This window comes from Streptomyces sp. CBMA156 (assembly GCF_014596515.1).
Classification (GTDB): Bacteria; Actinomycetota; Actinomycetes; order Streptomycetales; family Streptomycetaceae; genus Kitasatospora.
This window is the reverse complement of the sequence record NZ_MSJQ01000037.1, coordinates 1-18,599: the sequence shown is the minus strand read 5'-3', so window position 1 is coordinate 18,599 and position 18,599 is coordinate 1. Positions and strand designations below refer to the sequence as shown.

Annotated in this window: 14 protein-coding genes and 1 pseudogene; 7 read left to right on the top strand and 8 right to left on the bottom strand. The window is 70.7% G+C overall.

Features of this window, described 5'->3' with window-relative positions:
• Window positions 1-7: 7 nt before the first annotated feature.
• Window positions 8-217: a DUF397 domain-containing protein gene (locus BU198_RS02565; RefSeq protein ID WP_188295165.1), complete on the bottom strand. Its 210-nt coding sequence runs from the start codon at window positions 215-217 to the stop codon at window positions 8-10.
• Window positions 210-1,049, bottom strand: a complete 840-nt coding sequence (locus BU198_RS02560; protein ID WP_188295164.1) for a helix-turn-helix domain-containing protein — start codon at window positions 1,047-1,049, stop codon at window positions 210-212. Before BU198_RS02560 ends, BU198_RS02565 begins: the two co-directional genes overlap by 8 nt.
• Before the next feature lie 194 nt (window positions 1,050-1,243).
• Here BU198_RS02560 and BU198_RS02555 point away from each other — a divergent pair, with 194 nt between their 5' ends.
• Genes BU198_RS02555 through BU198_RS02545 form a run of 3 tightly spaced genes read left to right on the top strand, consistent with a single transcriptional unit; the run spans window position 1,244 to window position 2,853 of the window.
• Window positions 1,244-1,750 carry an NUDIX domain-containing protein gene (locus BU198_RS02555; protein ID WP_188295163.1) on the top strand — a complete coding sequence of 169 codons (507 nt, stop codon included), beginning with the start codon at window positions 1,244-1,246 and terminating at the stop codon, window positions 1,748-1,750.
• A 54-nt stretch (window positions 1,751-1,804) separates the two neighbouring features.
• Entirely contained in the window at window positions 1,805-2,242 is a 438-nt protein-coding gene (locus tag BU198_RS02550) for an ATP-binding protein (protein WP_223243829.1), read from the top strand.
• A gap of 14 nt (window positions 2,243-2,256) precedes the next feature.
• Window positions 2,257-2,853 carry a hypothetical protein gene (locus BU198_RS02545; RefSeq protein ID WP_188295162.1) on the top strand — a complete coding sequence of 199 codons (597 nt, stop codon included), beginning with the start codon at window positions 2,257-2,259 and terminating at the stop codon, window positions 2,851-2,853.
• A gap of 650 nt (window positions 2,854-3,503) precedes the next feature.
• Here BU198_RS02545 and BU198_RS02540 read toward each other — a convergent pair.
• Complete coding sequence (locus BU198_RS02540) at window positions 3,504-4,895, bottom strand: S10 family serine carboxypeptidase-like protein (RefSeq protein WP_188295161.1); 1,392 nt, start codon at window positions 4,893-4,895, stop codon at window positions 3,504-3,506.
• Between the two features lie 62 nt (window positions 4,896-4,957).
• A complete protein-coding gene (locus tag BU198_RS02535; RefSeq protein WP_188295160.1) occupies window positions 4,958-6,211 on the bottom strand; it encodes a phosphatidylserine decarboxylase in 1,254 nt (417 codons plus the stop codon).
• Between the two features lie 506 nt (window positions 6,212-6,717).
• Between BU198_RS02535 and BU198_RS02530 the strand changes: the two genes are divergently transcribed.
• Window positions 6,718-7,509, top strand: coding sequence for a pyridoxamine 5'-phosphate oxidase family protein (locus tag BU198_RS02530; RefSeq protein ID WP_188295159.1), 792 nt, complete (start codon window positions 6,718-6,720; stop codon window positions 7,507-7,509).
• A 354-nt stretch (window positions 7,510-7,863) separates the two neighbouring features.
• On the opposite strand, the gene BU198_RS02525 is transcribed toward BU198_RS02530, so the two are convergent.
• Window positions 7,864-8,319, bottom strand: a complete 456-nt coding sequence (locus BU198_RS02525) for a hypothetical protein (RefSeq protein WP_188295158.1) — start codon at window positions 8,317-8,319, stop codon at window positions 7,864-7,866.
• A gap of 771 nt (window positions 8,320-9,090) precedes the next feature.
• Between BU198_RS02525 and BU198_RS02520 the strand changes: the two genes are divergently transcribed.
• Window positions 9,091-10,359 carry a phophatidylserine decarboxylase associated domain-containing protein gene (locus tag BU198_RS02520; RefSeq protein ID WP_188295157.1) on the top strand — a complete coding sequence of 423 codons (1,269 nt, stop codon included), beginning with the start codon at window positions 9,091-9,093 and terminating at the stop codon, window positions 10,357-10,359.
• Between the two features lie 66 nt (window positions 10,360-10,425).
• On the opposite strand, the gene BU198_RS02515 is transcribed toward BU198_RS02520, so the two are convergent.
• A complete protein-coding gene (locus tag BU198_RS02515; RefSeq protein WP_188295156.1) occupies window positions 10,426-10,731 on the bottom strand; it encodes a hypothetical protein in 306 nt (101 codons plus the stop codon).
• A 201-nt stretch (window positions 10,732-10,932) separates the two neighbouring features.
• Between BU198_RS02515 and BU198_RS02510 the strand changes: the two genes are divergently transcribed.
• Complete coding sequence (locus tag BU198_RS02510) at window positions 10,933-11,658, top strand: dienelactone hydrolase family protein (RefSeq protein WP_188295155.1); 726 nt, start codon at window positions 10,933-10,935, stop codon at window positions 11,656-11,658.
• 178 nt (window positions 11,659-11,836) lie between these two features.
• Here BU198_RS02510 and BU198_RS43190 read toward each other — a convergent pair whose 3' ends face one another.
• Window positions 11,837-15,715 (bottom strand): phosphodiester glycosidase family protein, encoded by a 3,879-nt coding sequence (locus BU198_RS43190; RefSeq protein ID WP_188295154.1) that lies wholly within the window; start codon window positions 15,713-15,715, stop codon window positions 11,837-11,839.
• Between the two features lie 1,082 nt (window positions 15,716-16,797).
• On the opposite strand from BU198_RS43190, the gene BU198_RS02500 reads away from it, so the two are divergent.
• Entirely contained in the window at window positions 16,798-18,186 is a 1,389-nt protein-coding gene (locus BU198_RS02500; protein WP_188295153.1) for an MFS transporter, read from the top strand.
• Window positions 18,187-18,268: 82 nt separating this feature from the next.
• Here BU198_RS02500 and BU198_RS02495 read toward each other — a convergent pair.
• Window positions 18,269-18,599: pseudogene (locus BU198_RS02495) on the bottom strand (hypothetical protein); the annotation flags it as partial.

Below are 18,599 nucleotides of genomic sequence, written 5' to 3'. Positions count from 1 at the left end.
GCCCCTCTCAGACTTCACCGAACTCACCACTGCGAACAGCAGCCACGAAGGACGCCCAGGCCTCGGCTCGAAAGACAAGCGCCGGGCCGTGACGGTCCTTCGAGTCACGGACGGGCAGCAGGTCACGAGAGCCGCGCGCAACCTCAAGGCAGTCCCCGCCCTGCTGGCTGTACGTCGACTTCACCCACGAAGCAGTAGTCAAGTCGAGATCAGCCATGAGAATCCTTCCGAGCGTGGAGTATGAATTCGAGAGTCGCCGACTCGGCCAGCGCCCCTACTTGGAGGCGATCGTATCTCCTACGCCAGTCGCGGAGCCTGTCATCATCTCGCTCGACATGCCCTCGCCCCTCAGACTCAGAGTAGCCAAACAGAGAGCCGTCGGGGAGCGTCAGCAACCTCATGGACAGGGCGAACGGCCTGTGCTCCCCCATGCTGAACGGGGCTACCTGAAGGACCACGCGCCCCTGCTCGTAGAGCTGTTCAAGTTGCTCAAGCTGCTCCCGCATGACCCTTGGACCACCGATGATCCGCCGGAGGCAGCTCTCATCCAGCACCGCGTGAATGAGCGGCGGATCACGTCGCGCCAGGGCCTCCTGTCGAGCGAGCAGAAAGGTCAGCCGCTCCTCTGCCTGCCTGGGGGTGATATCCCTTCGACGCACATCCGCCCTCGCGAGAGCCTCTGCGTAGGACTTCGTTTGAAGCAAACCAGGGATGACGCCAAGTTCGAAGATTCGGATCTCGCTGGCTCGCGTCTCATTGCTTGCGTACTCCGGGAAGCCCTCCAGCAATGCCGAGTGCTTGGCCTGGAGCCACATCAGCAGCAAGGTCCCGCCCGTCTCAAGCACCCGATCGGCATCGCGCGCGAACTTCTCACTGGGCGGGGTCCGGTCGGGCGGAGCAAGTTCGGCGTAGGAGACATAGGAGGGATCGACCCCCACGAGTCTCGCCAACTGAGCTTGCGTGAGGCCAGCGGCCTTGCGCGACCTGCGGAGTTGTACTCCAAAAGGCGCCCATGGGCCTGATGTTGGATCAAGTTCTTTGAGGTTCATTGATCTTCACCTACTTGCCGAGCACTGACTTCAAGATTCAGACCAGGTTCCGATCGTAGGGGATGAACCACCACTATGGCTACACCCGGTGATTTGCCGGACGCACAGCGCAATCTACGGAAATTTCCCCATGCCCTGCGGGAAGTCGCACCGTCGACCGCTGTGACCGTCAACCCCTCATGCCTGGAGCAGAGTTGAGCACGACCCGCATCACAACCAAACCCCCCACCCGCCGCTCGGGCCACCACACCCTCGTCCTCCGCGAGGACCCCGACGGCTCGCACGACCTCTCCGTCCTCCTCGTCGAACCCATCGACACGGACAGCCTCACCCTCCCCGGCGGCCTCGCCGAACAGGACGAACTCCCCCACCTCGCAGCCCGCCGGCACCTCGAAACCGAAACCGGGCTCGTCCTCCCCCTCCGCACCATCCTCACCATCGACTACACCCCCGCCGCCGACACCCCCGAGAGCCTCGACCTCCTCTACGCGGGCGGAATGCTCACACCCCGACAAGCCCACACCCTCCGCCACCACCAGCCACCGCAGCGGATCCGCACCCTCCACTGGATCCCCCGGTCCGGCCTCCGCGACGCCATGACCACCGACCAGTACCACCGCGTCGAAGACGCCTGGGACGCCTGGGAACACGGCACCGGCCTCCCCCTCCTCATCCAGGGCACCCCCGTCCCGGTCGGCTGACCACCACCCCCAACCCGGAACACCCCTTCACACCCCTCCCTCCGAGGTCCCCCCATGCTCACCGACCGCCGCCCCCGCATGTTCGTCGCGCGCCTCGACTCCCGCACCGAATCCACGCCCCTGGCCCGCTACTTGCTCCGCGCCTACCTCTCCGGCCTGTCCGACGGCGAGTGCTACACCGACACCGCCGAACTCCTCCTCAGCGAACTCTTCGCCAACGCCGTCCAGCACACCCACACCCCCGACGACCACCACATCGAGATCCGCTTCACCCTCACCCCCGACCACCTCCTGCGCATCGAAGTCCACGACGCCGGCACCGAACACCCCACCCTCCGCATCGCCGGCCCGGACGACGAGCACGGGCGCGGACTCTTCCTCGTCAACGAACTCGCCCACCGCTGGGGCTGCGAGGCCCGCCTCGGCGGCATCGGGAAGTTCATCTGGGTCCTCGTCGCCCCCGCCGTCACCCCCTCCCTCCTCACCGCTTGAAAGCCCGACCCTCCATGAACCTCACCACCGTCGCCCGCCACGCCCTCACCCGCGGCCACACCCCCGCCGCCACCTACGCCCTCCTCGCCCGCCGCACCCAAAAGCCCCTGCCCTCCGCCCGCGCCGTCTGCCTCGCCCTCACCATCCCCCTCGCCGAAACCACCCGCCGCCTCACCGAATGCCACGACGCCCTCCTCGCCGACCCCCGCCCCGGCGCCGAAACCGACACCGGCGAAGTCCTCGAAGCCCTCGGCGTCTTCGACATCCCCAAATCCCTCACCGACACCGAACTCGCCGTCGTCGACCTGTTCCTGACCGCCATCGGCGCCATGGGCGGCATCCGCCCCGGCCACCAGCACGGCCTCCAGCGCTGGTTCACCACCGGCAACCTCACCACCGCCTACCTCTCCCTCGCCACCGCCCGCCCCCTCCCCCGCACCGGCAACCCCACCCAGTACTGGACCACCCTCGTCACGGCCGGTGAACTCCTCGCCACCACCCCCAGCCCCGACCGCCGCATCATCTACGCCCTCGCCCACTGCCGCACCCAAACCACCACCCAACGCCAGAAGTCGACCCCACCGACTTCCCGTGCACCGGGCCAGCGGTAGACCCGGCAACCCCCGCCCCGCACACCAGAAGTCGGCCCCACCGACTTCTCACGCGCCCGCCCACCTCGATGCCGTCCGACCGCCGATGACTCCGGGAGCACCCGAGCGTCGCGCCAAGCGGCCCTCGCCGCCCCCGTGATCGCGGGTTCCGGAATCACGGGCAGGCAAGCGGGGTGAAGAAGCAACTCAGGGAGCGAAGTACCAGCAGTACAGGTGCTCGTCCCTCGCAGCCCTGCGACCGGCCAACGCCGACACCCGTCCAAGAAGATCCATCGCCCTGTCCAGCGGGACTTCGCCCGACCCCCACGTGTCAGCCCATGCGACAGCCACCGCTCGGAGCCGCCCGGTTCCCGCAGCGGCCAGGGCCCGACACAGCGTCTCCGGCAGCGCATGGCCATGGGCACCACCTCGCAGAGCCGGCCCGGGCCGACACGCCCGTTCACCGGCGCGCGTGCCGGCAAGGCCTCCACCCTGGTCCGGGACGCTCTCCGAGGATCGCTGCACCGGCGAACAGGTGCCGACTCACCGTCACGTGAACGGCGTTCGGCTCAGACCATCACCACCCCGTGCCGGTGACGCCACGAACGGCAGGGCGGCACCGCGGTGCAGTCCGCGGTGCCGTCCTGCCGTTCAGCCGTTCAGCCGGTCCGCTACGCGAGCGGTCCCTGCGGGTCGTGCCCGGGGAAGGGGCGGTCGAAGAGCCAGTTGTAGAGCATCTCCCGGCAGATCTCCGGCTGGTAAGCCGGCACCTCGTGACCGGAGTTGGGGATGGCCACCTGCGTCAGGTTGCCACGCTGGCGGACGAAGCCCTTGGGGTCGCCCGGCGACTGCTTCCAGATCAGGCGGGGCGCGCTGTGCCACTTCGGGTCGCGGTCCCGCATGAGTGCGTCGAGGATCTCCTCGGTGCTCCGGAAGCCGCAGGCGGTGTCGAAGTTCCCGGTGTAGAGCAGCACCTTGTAGCGCTTGGCGCCCGCGTCGCTCTTGTCGATGAGGTCGCCGTACTTGTCGGACGCGTCCGCCATGTTGTCGTCCGCCAGGTGTTCGGCCACCGGGCCGGCGTTGTCCTCGCACGTCCAGTCGACCCCGGGCACGTGCAGGGCCTTCTTGACGGGCTCGCTGGTCAGGTACTTCTTCATCGTCTCCCAGGGGAGGCCGTTCCACCGCCGGACGTCGTAGACGTCGAAGTTCCCGCCGTAGGCCAGGGTCTTGGTCACCAGGGCGTCGCAGTCCTTGGTGGCCTGGGCCATGTTGCCTTCCTTGATCTCGGCCTGGACGTTCGCGTAGTCCCGGAGCAGTTCCTCGCGCTGGCCGACGCCGATGAATCCGGTGGTGTAGGCGTAGTCGATCATGAGGCCCAGTGAGAGTTCGGGCGTGATCCAGCCGTTGCCCACCGCGATCCCTTGCAGGTTGAGGTGCCGTCCCGGCGGGTCGAGGTGCTGTCCCGCCTTCTGCCCGTTCTGCTTGTCGATCTCCAGGGCGATCGCCGGCACGTACTTGCCGGCGTAGCTCTCGCCGCAGACGTACAGCGGGCACTTCGCGTACTCGGGGTGCAGCCGGAAGAACTCCTGGAGCGCCTGCCAGAACATGTGGCCGAGCTCGGCCTCGTCCTGGACGTACTCCTCGGGCTCGTCGGAGTGGGTGTATCCGGTGCCCAGGGGCTGGTCCCAGTAGACGACGTGCGCCTCCTTGTTCCAGCCGGTGGTGGTCAGCGACACGGTCCCGACACTGTCCTCGGTGATGGTCAGCGGGCCGTTCTCCAGGAAGAGCCCCACCAGCGAGGAGGCGCCGGGGCCTCCGTTGAGCCAGATCAGCAGCGGCGTGGCGCTGACCAGGTCCTGCTGCTCGGAGACGGGCACGTGGGGGCTACAGGTCTGGCTCTCGAAGAACCAGTAGAAGAGGTGGTTCTTCCTGGTGCCCGTGCCGTCGAGCTGTACGCGCCCCGCGTAGGAGCGGAGCCTCTTGGTGTCCTTGGTGTACAGGTCGAGGCTCTGGGTGTCGAGGAGGTTCGCCGGGATCGACGTGACGAGGTCTTCCGGGTCCATGGTTCAGTCCTTCGTTCGGGGGCGGTTCGGCGGGATCGGCGGGATCAACCGGATCGGCGGGATCAACGGGCGAACGGGATGCCCCGGCGGGACTGCGTGTGGTACGGGCCGGTGAACAGCCCCTTCGTACGCTCCGGGGCCTCCAGGGTTCCGATGCGCTGCCCCATGTGCAGTTGCAGGGCTGGGAAGCGGCTGTACTCGAATAGCAGGATGTTCAGGGAGCCGCCGTACTGGAAGTTCCCGATCTTCTGGCCCTTCGTCACCGCAACGGGCTTCTGGGGGTTCTTGAACTCCGGTTCGTACTGCACGGAGCCGATCGAGTTGAGGCCGACGGTCACCATCGCCACGTACGTCTCGTGTTCCTTCCCCTTGGGGTCGGTGAATGTCGTCCTGAAGACGAGGTAACCGCGGCGGAAGTTGTCGAACATCTCGTAGTCGAACCCGTAGCCGACGTTCCCCTTGTTGAGGAGCTCGGGGAAGTCACGCATCCCGTAGTAGATCCCGTGGACGTCGTCGTGGGACTCCACGACCTCGCCCTCCACCGGCGCGTGGTACCAGTGGTAGGTGTCGGGCATCAGGATGCACGACACGGCCGTGCCTCCGGGCAGCGTGGTGCCGTCCTCCTCTCTGGGGACGAACTTCTTGTAGTACTCGGAACCGGCGAGCAGCTGCTTGACGTTCATGGTGACGGTCTTGACCGGGATCGGCGTCTCCTCGGCCAGGTCGTCGACGATCATGTTGATGACGCAGTCGGTCGGGGCGACCACGACGCTGTTGTCGCCCGGGGCGTCGACCGGCCGCACCGACGCGTCCCGCAGCTCCCGGATGAAGAACTGGTTGAAGGTGTCCCAGGGGCCCTGCTCGAAGTCGTCCATCCTCGTGCCGAGTTCAGTGCGCCAGAGGTTGATGAGCTTCTGCCCGTCCTCCCCCGTGTCGTCCATCTGGTCGCCCTGCAGGTTGGTGAAGTCCTTGGTCATCTCCAGGCCGGGACCACAGGTCATGAAGACCATCCCGTAGTCGTTCTCGTAGGTGAGCCAGCTGAACTTCTCGATGGAGTTCAGGCCGTCGTTGGGCTTCGTCTTGTACCAGTCGTTGTACCAGTCCCTGAAGAAGTTCTTCAGCGTGTCGATCGTCGCCCCCCGCCAGTCGAAGTACACCTTCTTTCCGTCGGGATCGGTCGGGTCGGCCGGGCACTTCACCACGTTGGCGATCGTCGCGTCGAACAGGGTCCTGAAACCCTCGTGATTGTCGCGGTACCAGGCGTCGATCCTGTCGAGGAACTCTTTGAGGGGCTTCGGGTCACCGTTGTCCGGCATGGCTCTCCCTTTCGCATTCGCCGCGGAGGCGTCCCCTTGCGGATCACCTCTCCGATCTCGGCGTCCACGAGTATGGTTCCGGCCCGGCCCGCTGCCGGCCGGACACACATGGGCGTCACCGGTACGTGAATTCCCTTGCTGATATGAGGAATTGCCTCCTCCGGCAGCCGGCCGGAGGAGCTGAAACGTTCTTCCGGTCGTGACGACCGGCCCCCGTCAGCCGACCGGTCGAGGCCGGCGGCCAGGGCCGCGAGGCGCTCCCCTTCCAACGGCGGACGGCCGGATGGCGCATCGGAACGTCCCGGCGCCCCGCGGTCGGGGCCGGCGGGGGGCCATTGCTGCGGCCGGCGGGGGCCGTTGCTCTGGCGGGGTGATCCGCCACCGCCGCGCGCACGTTGGCGCCCGTCGGGCGCCCGCCGTGCCGTAGTCATGACCAGTGTTCCGGGCCCGCTCCCGTCACCGGCGGAGCCGAGCCCACCCATCCCCCCCGCCCCGAAGGAGTCGCCATGTCCACCATGCCCGCCACCCCCCAGGAACCGGGCGCCGCGGCAGAGCCGTCGGGCGCCGCGGCGTTCAGGAAGACGACGGTGAGCATCGACCCGGAGGACTGGGTCCCCATCCTCAAGGCCTGCTTCGTCTGCACCGTCGCACACCTGGAGATCAGCACTCCGGGCGGCCGGCTGACGATCAGGCCGAGGTGCGTCCCCATGGTCTACGCCTACCACGAGGAAGGCGGCAGGAGACTCCTCTACCTGCACGGCTCCATCTACTACCCGACCGGGGACCCGGTCTCACTGAAGCACCTGTGGAGCGATGACGGCGCGCCCGTCAGCCTGGCCGTCACCCTCGTCGACGACCTCATCGTCGGACGCGCGGCCATCAGCACCTCCCTCAACTACCGCTCCGTCGTCGTCAACGGCGTCGCCAGGAAGGTCGACCCCGCCGGGCGCGCGAAGTCCTTCGAAGCGCTGAGCGACCAGATCATCCCCGGTCGCTGGAGCGAGCTGCGCCCCATCGACGACAAGGACCTGGACACGGACGGGCAGCACAGCCCCACCATCGGAGTCCTCTCCATCGACCTCGACGAAAAGGACACGACCGTTCACGCCAAACTGGCGACTCACCCCGACGGGCCCGAACACGAAACCAAGCGGGACTGGGACTACCCCAACGCCTGGGCCGGCGTCCTCGCCCTGCACCAGACCTACGGCGACCCCGTACCCGACGATCTCGTCGGGCAGGACACCCCCGTCCCCAAATCCGTCCAGGACTTCGTCAAGAACCACGAGGCCACGTAGGACGCTTCGCCGCGGGCCCGGACCGCCGGACGGTCCGGGCCCGCGGGCGACTTCACTGACGTTTCGTCACATTTTGCCGCACTGGCCGCCCTTCAGCCCGCTCACAGGGGGATCGCACCACGGGTGGAGAGCGGCCACGCCCTCACCGACTGCCGCGCCCGAGCCGCCACCCAGCGCCAGAAGTCGGCCCCGCCGACTTCTGGCGCAACCCGCCCAGCCGCCTCGGTGCCGTCCGTCCGGCAACACATGACTCCGGGGGACGGCGGGCGTCGTACAAGGCAGCCCGGAACCCGTCAAAGTGGCCACGGCGGGTGATCGCGTCCGGCTTTGGGGCCGGGGCACCGGGCCTGGCGGTCAGAGCCGGAGTTCCGCGAGCACTGGGTTGGCCGTGAGACGCGGGTGCTCGCCACCGAGTTCGCTCAGTACGGTCTGCCGGAAGACCTGCCAGGCGTCCTTGAGGTCAGCGAGTTCGCAGACCGCCTCGGCCATCGCATAGGTGCACGAGATCCGCACCTTCCCGTCCTCCGGGACGAACTCGATCAGCTCCGCGTTCTCGGTGAAGCCGATCGTCGAGCGCTCGCCCCGATCCAGGTGTCCGAGTACGCCCTTCATCGACCACAGGAAGTCGAACACGGGTGTCCACGACCACGGCGGGGCCAGCTCGGTCCCGTCGATCGTGAACGAGAGGCCGGACAGGAAGAAGTACCAGCGCAGGTCGGCACGAGTGACCACGGCGAGGTCCACTCCCTCCTGGTGCTCCCGGCCGCGGTCCGCGTAGGGGCCGGTCCGGCGGTACTCGATCTTGATCATCGGCTCTCCTGCGGACGCCCGGCCGGGAACGCCGCGTCGTCGGTGGGCCTGTCGATCCAGGCCTGGTCGGGTGTGGAGGGTGGTTCGGGGAACTTGCGGACGAAGCGTTCAGGGTGCTGATCCTAGGCGTCGGCGATGACCCTGGCCCCAGTTCGCGAACGAGGTCGGCTTTCGCCGGGCATGCAAGGAGGGCGAAGAAGCCACTCAGGGCGCGAAGTGCCGGCAGCACAGGTGCTCGTCCCGCGCAGCGCCGTGGCCGGCCAACGCCGACACCCCTGCCAGGAAATACAGTTGGCGTCGTTCACCTTGGCGCGGGCCGTGCTGCACGTCGGAGGCGCACGTCAACCTCCCGCCGCGCATGCGGCATCGGCACGCGGAACGGACTGTGCTCCGTCGGCTTCCGGAGCGGCTCTCGCGGGCGGTGCCCTCCGCGACCGGCCGGCTCTTCTGGCCGGCCACTGCCGTCGAGCCCTTCGGCTGCCCCCAGGGCCGGGGCGTTTCTGCGGTGGCCTCCGTCGCCCCTCTCGGCGCGACTCAGGGGCGTTCCGGGCGGGCGGGATCCGCCGCCCGGATGGTCCGCCTACCGACAATGGAGCACGGCCGATCGCGAGCCCCGGGTGATGCGGCGACGGTGGGCATGGGCACGGACGGCGAGCCGAGGGCGTGCGCGAGGCCGGAAGGGCGATCACGAGCCCCCGGGGCGCAGCCGTCTGCGGATGCCAACTCGCCTCACTTCACGCCCAGTCGACCGATCAAGAGGAAGGAACCCCAGTGACGACCGTCAATGGCGACCGCTACTCCGCACAGGCCGTCGAGGCCCGCTACCAGAACTCGTTCGGCCGGGCAGCCGGGTACCTGCCGCAGGACCGGGATGTCGTCTACGCCTGGCTGGACGAGCTCGGCAGGCGGGTCGAGGAGCAGAAGACCACCCGCGCCCTCGTCCGGCACGACTCGGTGGCCGCCCTGGCGCGGCTGATCGACCGGGATCCCGTGGTGCGGATGTACGTGACCCTGATGATCGAGCAGGCCAAGGAGTACCGGAAGGACGGGGTGCGCGACGTCCCCGATCTGCTCGACCACCTCGACGTCATCGTCACCTGGGCCCCGCGCTACACCGACAAGGTCCGCTTCCCGATGTCCACCCTGTTCGTCGACATGATGTACACGCCGGCCGGAGAGGCGGTCTTCCGCAACAGGGACCTCAACCGGGCGCTCCTGGGAATTCTGCGCGAGTGGTGTGCGTACCTGGACAGTCCCGCCAGCCGTGAGGTGCTGACCGACGAGGAGTGGCTGTCGCCGGCGGCCCGGAGCGATCTCAAGCTCGACGACTTCGAGATCGACTTCGCGAAGCCCTACGGCGGGCTGGCTTCCTTCAACGCCTTCTTCCACCGGGAGGTCAGGTCCGGGAAGCGCCCCGTCGCGGGCAGCGGGGACCCGAAGGTCATCGTCGCCCCGAACGACGGCAGGGTGGTGAAGATCCAGCGGAACGTGCGGCGCACCGACGAGTTCTGGGTCAAGGGCCAGCGCTACTCCCTCCACGACATGCTGGACGGCAGTGATCTGACGGACGGCTTCGTCGGAGGCGACGTCTACCAGTCGTTCCTCTCCGGCGGTGACTACCACCGCTGGCACACCCCGGTCGGCGGCACGGTCATCAGTGCCCGGGTGGTCGAGGGGCTGACGTTCACCGAACTCGAATCGGCGGGCCACGACCCGGATTCGGGAACCCAGTCGCAGATCTACGAGGCCTCGGTCAACGCCCGGGCCCTGATCTTCATCAAAGGCTCCGACCCCGTCGGCACCGTCTGCGTGATGCCCATCGGCATCACCGAGATCTCCTCTCTCACCATCACCGTCACGCCGGGGCAGGAGCTCGACAAGGGCGATGAGCTGGGCTACTTCAGCTACGGCGGCTCCAGCATGGTCCTGGTCTTCCAGCCCGGTGCCGTGGCAGCCTTCGACGTGCCGGACAACACGACCGGGAACATGGAGAACGGCCAGTGGTGCGCGGTCAACTCCAAGATCGCCCATACCGGCTGAGAGCCGTGCCCCTCGGGTGTTCGGCCCCCGCCGCGTAGCGGGGGCCGAACGCCCTTGCGCCGAAGTTCAGTTGTCGTTGTTCACCTTGGTGTAGGCCGTGCTGTAGCCGGTCGGACAGTAGAGGGTGTCGGTCCCGTTGCCCATGCGCCAGGAGCCGAGGACCGTCGTCTGGTTGCCCTTGACGTTGTCGTTGTTGCAGACCAGCACCAGCTGCCAGTGGTTCTTCGTGGCGGTGGTCTGGCAGCTCACCGACCCCCAGTTCGTCCCCTGGGTGGTGCTGCAGTACGAGGTCGCCGACGCCCCCGGCGCCGCCATCACACCGGCGGCCACCAGCAGCGCCGCCCCCGTACCCAGAGCCGCGATTCGACGCATGGCCATCTCCCTTGCCGTATCCGGATCACGTGTGCGGTCAGCATGCCGAAGATGCGACCGGATGTACCCACCGGTGACACAACTGGCGGTCGGGCCTTCCGTTTACGTGGGAAGCCGCGGTGCACGGCGTCACAGCCCGCCGCTCTGCCGACAGCTAAGGCAGGCCCTGATGGGCCTCAACTGTCACTACAGTCCGGTGGCATGACGACGGTCACCACACGCACGGTCGAGTACCCCGCCGACGGACTGACGATGGTCGGGCACCTCGCGCTGCCCGCCGGGAGCGGCCGCGGGCCCGCGGTACTGGTCGGGCCCGAGGGTCCTGGCCTGAACGACTTCCAGCGCCGCCGCGCCGACGCCCTCGCCGAACTGGGGTACGTGGCGCTGGCGTTCGACATCAATGGCGGGCGCTGGTTCACCGATCCGCAGGAGATGCTGGCGCACGTGCTCCCGCTGCTCGCCGACCCCGAGCGGCTGCGGGACATCGGCCATGCGGCGCTGGACGTGCTGCGGGCCGAGCCCCGGACCGACCCCGAGCGGATCGCCGGCATCGGCTACGGCACCGGGGGCGCCATCGTGCTGGAACTCGGGCGCGACGGGGTCGACCTGCGGGCGATCGGGACGGTCAACGCGGTGACCACGGGCCGCCCGGGCGAGGCGGCGCGCATCCGCTGCCCGGTGTGGGCCGGGGTCGGGTCGGAGGATCCGATCATGCCGCCCGCGCAGCGGGAGGCCTTCGCCGCCGAGATGCAGGACGCGGGCGTCGACTGGCGCCTGGTGGTCTACGGCGGCGCGCTGCACGCCTTCCACCACCCGATGGTCGACCAGGAGGTGCTGCCCGGCGTCGGCCACCACCCGCTGCACGCGCAGCGGGCGTGGCGCGACATCGTCGGCCTGCTCGCGGAGTGCCTGCCCGTGACGGAGTGAGCCGGGGGCGGGCGGTCTCGAAACGTTGCCCGGGTCGCAGCCCGCGCGAGAGTTCCCGGGAAGGCCGCAGGCCCGGGCCGCGAGGAGCGGTCCGGGCCTGCGGTTCAGCACTGGCGGTTCCAGCGCCGGCGGTTCAGCACTGACGGTTCAGCACTGACGGTTCATTTCTGACAATCCGTCACAGTTTGGCGCATTGACCGCCCTTCGGCCCGTTCACGGTGTTGGCGATGCCGCCGTTCACCGGGTCCGGGGTGTTGCCGGCGCAGTCCAGCGGGCCGCGCACGGTGGTGCCGGCCAGCAGGGTGGCGCCCTTGTTCAGGGCGACGTGCAGCGGCCCGGCGACGGTGCTGCGCAGGATCGCCGTGGTGCCGGTGGTGCCGCTGACGGCGACGGGGCCGTTGACGGTGGTGTCGGTCAGCACCAGGGTGCTCGCGCCGCGGGCGGAGAGCGGGCCGTTGACGGTGGAGTCCACCGCGATCAGCGCGGCGCCGGGCTGGACCAGGACCGGTCCGTCGATGCTCGCGCCCTCCAGGCAGGTGACGCCCGCGGTGACGGCGAGCGAGGAGTGCTTGCCGCGCACGGTGGTGGTGCAGGCGGGCACCGCGCCGACGGTGAGCGGCTGTTCGGCCTTCACCCCGCCGACGGTGACGCTCAGCGTGCCGCGGCCCGGGCGCAGCCCGGTCAGGGTGCCGGTGGCCGGGTCGTAGGCGGCGAGGGCTCCGCGCGGGGCGCTCGCGGCGGTGCCGATGTGGACGCCGGTGCCGCCCCACTGGGCGGTGACGGGCCAGGCGACGGGCACGGTGCGCTCGCCGTCCTGGGTGAAGGTGGCGTTGACCGGGGCGGCTTCGAGCAGGCCGAGCGCGGTGGGGGCCTTGAGGTCGACGGCGTCGGCGCGGGCGCGGACCTCGGCGCGCAGCCAGGCGGAGGTGTCGTCGGTGACGGCGTAGGGGTCGGTGATCTTGCCGGCGGTGGGGTTGATGCCGAGCATCGTCCAGCCGGTGAAGCCGCCGCGGTCGGGTTCGGAGGCGGGGCCCTTGCCGGAGTTGCCGTTGATCAGGTGCGGGACGCCGTCGATGCTCTGGGCGTGGAAGGCGCCGACGTGGCCGGTGACCATGGCGGCGGACTTGCCCTTGGTGCGGAAGTCGGCGAGCCACTGCTCGACGAGGGCGGCTTCCTTGCGGTCGCCGAGCTGGCTGCCCTGGTCGGGCAGCGGGTCGCGGGTGGGGTGGTGTTCGAAGAGCAGCAGGCCGGTGATGGACGGGTCCTTGGCGGCGCCGTCCAGGGCGTTGCGCAGGGTGGCGATCTGGTCGAAGCCGCTGCCGCGCAGGGTGCCGAGGGAGCTGTTCAGGGTGACGAAGCGGGTGCCCTTGACGTCGAACACCTGGGTGGTGTCGCCGAAGGCGGCCTTGAAGTTGTCGATGGTGCCGGGGCCCATCACCTCGTGGTTGCCGGGCACGTAGTGCCAGGGGATGGTGCGGCCGGTGAGCTGGTCGAACTCGTCGAGGAGCTTGCGGGCGAGGGCGAAGTCGGCGGGGGACGCCTCGTCGACGAAGTCGCCGTCGATGACGAGCAGTTCGGGCTTGGCGGCGGCGATGTCGCGCAGGGTGCGGCGGGCGGCCTGGACGATGTCGCTGTCGGGGCTGCGGGCGATGAACTGGGCGTCGGACATGACGGCGACGCGCAGCCGGCGGCCGTCGACGGTGCCGTGGGTGAGCACGACGGGGTCGGTGACCTTGGGCTGGACGGGCAGTTCGACGTCGGGGGCGACCTTGACGCGCAGGTCGGCGAGGGTGAGGGCGCCGCTGTAGGAGCGGGCGGCGCCGGTCTCCATGAGGCGGAAGCGCTGGAAGGTCAGCGGGTACTGGACGCCTGCGGGGATGGGGAATTCGACCTTGCGCCAGCCGTTCCAGGTGACCATCGGGGCGTCGAGGTTGGCGGTGACGCCGGCGGCGGTGCGGTACTGGATGCGCGGCCAGGCGCCGTTGCCGTCGCCTTCGATCCACATGCTGATGGAGCGGGGCTGGCCGGGCAGCACGATGCCCTCGGGGGCGATGGCGTACTGGCCGCGGGTGCCGGTGGACTGGGTGAAGTCGTAGGTCAGGCGCAGGCCGTGGGTGCCGTCGGGGCCGGCGGCGGGGGCGACCGAGCCGCCGGGGGCGCGGTCGTTGCCGGACTTCCAGGCGGCGGCGTCGGAGAAGTCGGCGAAGGGCTTCTCGGTCATGCCGACGGTGACGGCGACGGCGGTCTCCAGGGTGCCGACCGTCAGTTTGAGGGTGGCGGACTTGCCGTCGGCCAGGGCCTTGAGGGTGATGGTGCCGTCGGCGGCGGCGCCGGCCTCGACGACGCCCTCGCCGCCGGTGACCTTGACGTCGGCGGCTTCGACGGGTGCGGCGTGGCCGAGTGCGTCGTAGCCGGTGACGGTGAGGCCAGCGGTGGTGCCGGTGCCTTCGAGGCCGATCGGTTCGTTGCCGGCGGTGATGCGTACGGCGGGGCCGAGCACGGTGAGCGGCAGGACGGACCTGTCGGCGCCCTTGGCGGTGACGGCGACCTCGGCGGGGCCGGATTCGCGGCCGGTGACGACGGCGTCCAGGCCGCGGCCCTCGACGGTGACCTTGGCGCCGGTGGCGGTGGACCAGGCGGTGGCGGGCACCTTGGCGGTGACGGCGCCGTAGGCCTCGTCGTGGGGCAGGGCGCGCACGGTGCGGTGCAGGCCGGGGAAGACGCGGGCGGCGGTGTCCACGGTCTCGGCGGGGCGCAGCCGGAAGCCCTTGGTCTGGCCGGAGCCGGGGGTGGAGAACAGGCCGAGGCCGTTGGCGACGGCGCGTTCCCCGCCGTTGTCGGAGGGGTTGCTGACGGTGCCGGCCTGGCCGGCGCCGGGCAGGCGGGCGGCCATGGCGGCGGAGCCGCCGCCGTCCATGTTGAGGGCGTTGTGGGCGCCCATGTCGCGCATCAGGACGGCGAGGTCGGGCAGGTTGATGCCGGGGCTGTCGGCCTGGCGGCCGTCGATGGAGACGAGGTACATGCGGCGGTTGTCGGCGGAGAAGCCGACGGCGGTGCGGGCGTTGAGCTCGTTGCCGTCGTTCTCGCCGGAGCGCTGGGCGACGCCGTCGGCGACCAGGACCTGGTAGCCGCCGACCGCGACGGCGACCTCGCCGAAGGAGGCGCGCGGGCGGTAGCCGACGGAGACCTGGTCGCCGGGCCTGAGGTCGCGCAGGGTGCGGGCGCCGGCGTCGCGGCCGACCAGGACGGTGGCGCCCTCGGGGACGGCGGCGCCGAGGGTGTCGCGGACGGCGGTGACCTTGCCGTCGCGCAGTTCGACCTCGACGACCTCGGCGGAGCCGTTCGCGACGTGGGCGCGGGTGGCGTTGCCCCAGGCGGGGGTGAACACGCCGATGCCGTCGGCGGGCAGGCCGTAGGTGTTGACGCCGGCGAGGACGGCTTCGCGGCCGCCGGGCAGGCTCGCGTGGCCCTCCAGGAAGACCTGGGCCATCCGGGCCAGGCCGTCGGTGCCGACGGTGACGGCCTGGTTCCAGCCTTCGACGGGGGCCTGGATCAGGCCGTCCTGGCGGGAGACGCCGACGCCGAGGGGGGCTTCGGAGGCGTTCATGTCGAAGTAGTCGCCGTTGATCGCGGCGACGGCGCCGGCGCCGCGGGCCATCTCGGTGACGGTCTGGCGGGTGGTCACCTTGCCGGAGGACAGGTAGTCGACGCTCAGGCCCTTGGTGTCCAGGTCGGCGACGAGGACCTTGCCGCGGATCCAGCCGGCGCCGCCGAGGCGGTCGAAGGAGGTCATGGTCAGGCCGGGGGCGATCGGGGTGACGTCGCGGCGGGTGACCACCGACTCGCCCGGGCGGTCCAGGACCAGGCCGGGGTCGGCGGGCTTGGCCGCGTCCTTGGCCGGGGCGGGTGCGGGGGCGGCCCAGGCGGGGGTGGCGAGGCCGGTCAGGCCGGCGGCCAGCGCGGTGGCCAGCGCGAGCGCGCCCAGCCCGCGGGTGCGGGTGCGGGTGCGGTGGCCGGCGGGCGCGGGCGCCGTGGTGGCGGCGGGTGGGGGTGACATGTGGGGCTCTCCTCGTACGGCGGCGGGCTGGGGTCTTCCGGCGGCGTGCGGGGCGCCGGATCGGCCGTTCGCCCGCGGACGGTGCAACCCGGGGGCGTGTCCTCCCAGGTCGCAGGAAGCCAACCGTGCACGGACGACCTCCAGTGCACGGCCCGGTGAACCGGCCCGCTCCGGGCCGCGAACAGGAGACGGGATCCGGCGGGCGGATCCGGTGGGAAAGCTGACGTACCGCCATGAAGCGGACGGGGCCCGGCCGCTGCGCCCACCCAGCTCGTCGAGGCCCGCGGCGGGAACGTCACTCGCGAGGCGCTGGTGCGGCGCACCGGCGAGCTGTTCGGCCTCGTCCTGGGCGGGCGGCCCACCCCGCGGGTCACCGGCCGCTCCCCGCCGGCCGGGGTGCAGGGCGGGGTGGTGATCCTGCTGACCACCGGGTCCGACGGCCACCTGGAGGCGGCCTGGACGCGGACCTCGCCCGGCCGGGGATCACGGCGGGGCTCGCGGCGGGCTTCACGGCGAGCCTCACGGTGGGCTTCGCGGCGGGCTGATCCCGGCCTCGCGGCGGACCTCACCACAGGCTTCACGGCGGGCTGATCCCGGCGGCGGACCTCACGACAGGCTTCACGACAGACTCCACAGCGGCCCGATCCGGGCCTCACGGCGGGCTCACAACCGGCCGCCCGCGGGCCCCGGGTGACGCCTCGGCGGTGACACAGCGGGACCGTTCCCGTACGCACGGACACGGCCCCGCTGTGGGAAGGCCCACAGTTCCGGGGCCGCCTGGGCCACTTGGTGAGAAGGGTCACCTCCGGCGCCCGTTCGCGGCCCCCGGCGGCGAGGGCCCCCGGCAGGACTGGCCGAACGCCGTTTCGGCACGGGCGAAGGGCCCGTCCGCTTCGGGACCTTGGTCATGAGTCCGGTCGACCTTCGGCCCGGTGGCGGCCCCATGGAGCCGGGGCAACCGTGGACGGTCGCCCGTTGTGACCGGGCGGTGGCGCCGTCCGAGGTGGGCGGCGTCTTTCCCTGCCGTCTACCCGGCGCACGGTGCGCAGTGCGCGCCGTACGCTCCGGAGGACCCCCAGCACATGTCCCAGACCATCGACAACGCCCCGTATACCGCGTTCCACCGTCGGCTGGCCCTCGCCTGTTCGGGCGGACCCCTGCTCGACGGCTACATCCTGAGCATCGTCGGCGTCGCCCTGATCGGGATGCGCCCTGAGCTCGGGCTGTCCACCGCCGAGGTCAGCCTGATCGGCGCCGCCGCGCTGGTCGGCATGTTCGTCGGCGGCGCGCTCTTCGGCGTGCTGACCGACAAGATCGGCCGGGAGGTGATGTACACCGCCGACCTGCTCGTGATGGTCGCCTGCTCGGTGCTCTCCTTCTGGGTGGACACGGTGTGGGCGATCGCCGTGCTGCGCTTCGTGCTCGGCATGGCCGTGGCCGCCGACTACCCCATCGCCACCTCACTGCTCGCCGAGTGGCTGCCGTCCAAGCAGCGCGGCCGGCTCCTCGGGCAGCAGATCATCGCCTGGTACGCCGGCTCCGTGCTCGCCTACGTGGTGGGCTACCTGTTCCTGGAGCTGGCCGGCCCGGGCAGCTGGCGCTGGATGCTGGCGAGTTCCACGGTGCTGTGCGTGGTGTTCCTGGTGATCCGCCGCGGCTCGCCGGAGTCGCCGCGCTGGCTGGCCGCCAACGGGCGGGTCGGCGACGCGGTGCGCGTGGTCGAGAAGCACCTCGGGGTCAAGGTCGACGGCCGGGAGCTGATGCCCGAACCGGCCGAGCGCGGCGCTCCCACCGGACTGCGCCTGCTGATGACCCCGCCCTACCGGCGCCGCACCCTGTTCTGCGGACTGTTCTTCCTGTGCCAGGTCGCCCCGCTGTTCGCGATGCTCACCTTCGGCCCGCAGATCCTCTCCTCCTTCGGCATGCCGGGCGGCACCGTGATGGAGACCCTCGGCACCGGCCTGATCAGCCTGGTCTTCCTGCTCGGCTGCTACCCGGCGCTGCGCCTGATCGACACCCGCGGCCGCCGGCCCGTCATCATCTGGTCCTTCGCGCTGATGACCGTGCCGCTCGCGCTGCTGGGCGTGTGGCCCACCGCCCCGGCCGCCGTCGCCCTGCTGGCGCTGTGCGCGTACGCGTTCCTGTGCGGCGGGCCCAACGTGCTCGACTGGACCTACCCCAACGAGCTGTTCCCCACCGAGATCCGGGCCACCGCCGTGGGCGTGGCCACCTCGGTCAGCCGGATCGGCGCGGCCGTCGGCACCTACCTGCTGCCGCTGTCGCTGACCGGGCTCGGCACCGGCCCGACCATGCTGATCGCCGCCGGGGTCACCGCCCTCGGCCTGCTGGTCTGCGTCCTGTGGGCCGAGGAGACCCGGGGCACCGCCCTCGGCGCCGCCCCCGCCTCCGCCGCCCAGCGCACCGCCCGGGGCTCCGTCCCGGCCCAGCGCGTGCCGCAGACGGCGCGCTGACAGCGCGCTGACAGCCGGTTCACGACCGCCGTGTACGGCTTCGACGGCGCCGCCCGGTTCTCCCGGGCGGCGCCGTCCGGCATCACGGGGCGCCTGCTCCTGCTCCTGCTCCCAACAGGCCTTCCAGGGTCACCTGGTAGGCCCTCCACATGGGCTCCACGCCGCACCAGGCGTACGGCGGCAGGGGGTCGTCGCGCTCGGCCTGCGCGGGCAGCCGCCCGGTGACGGGGGCGGCCAGGTGTCTGCCGTGATGGGCGAGGTGGGTCCAGTAGCCGACGGCGAGCGGTGCGGCGGCCACGCCCGCGGGCGTGGGCCAGGGCTCACCGGTCTGCGGGTGGCGCGGCACCACGGCGATGTCCGGGAGCGGGCCGGGCAGGGCCAGGCCAGGTCCGGCCAGGGCCGCGCGCCTGGCG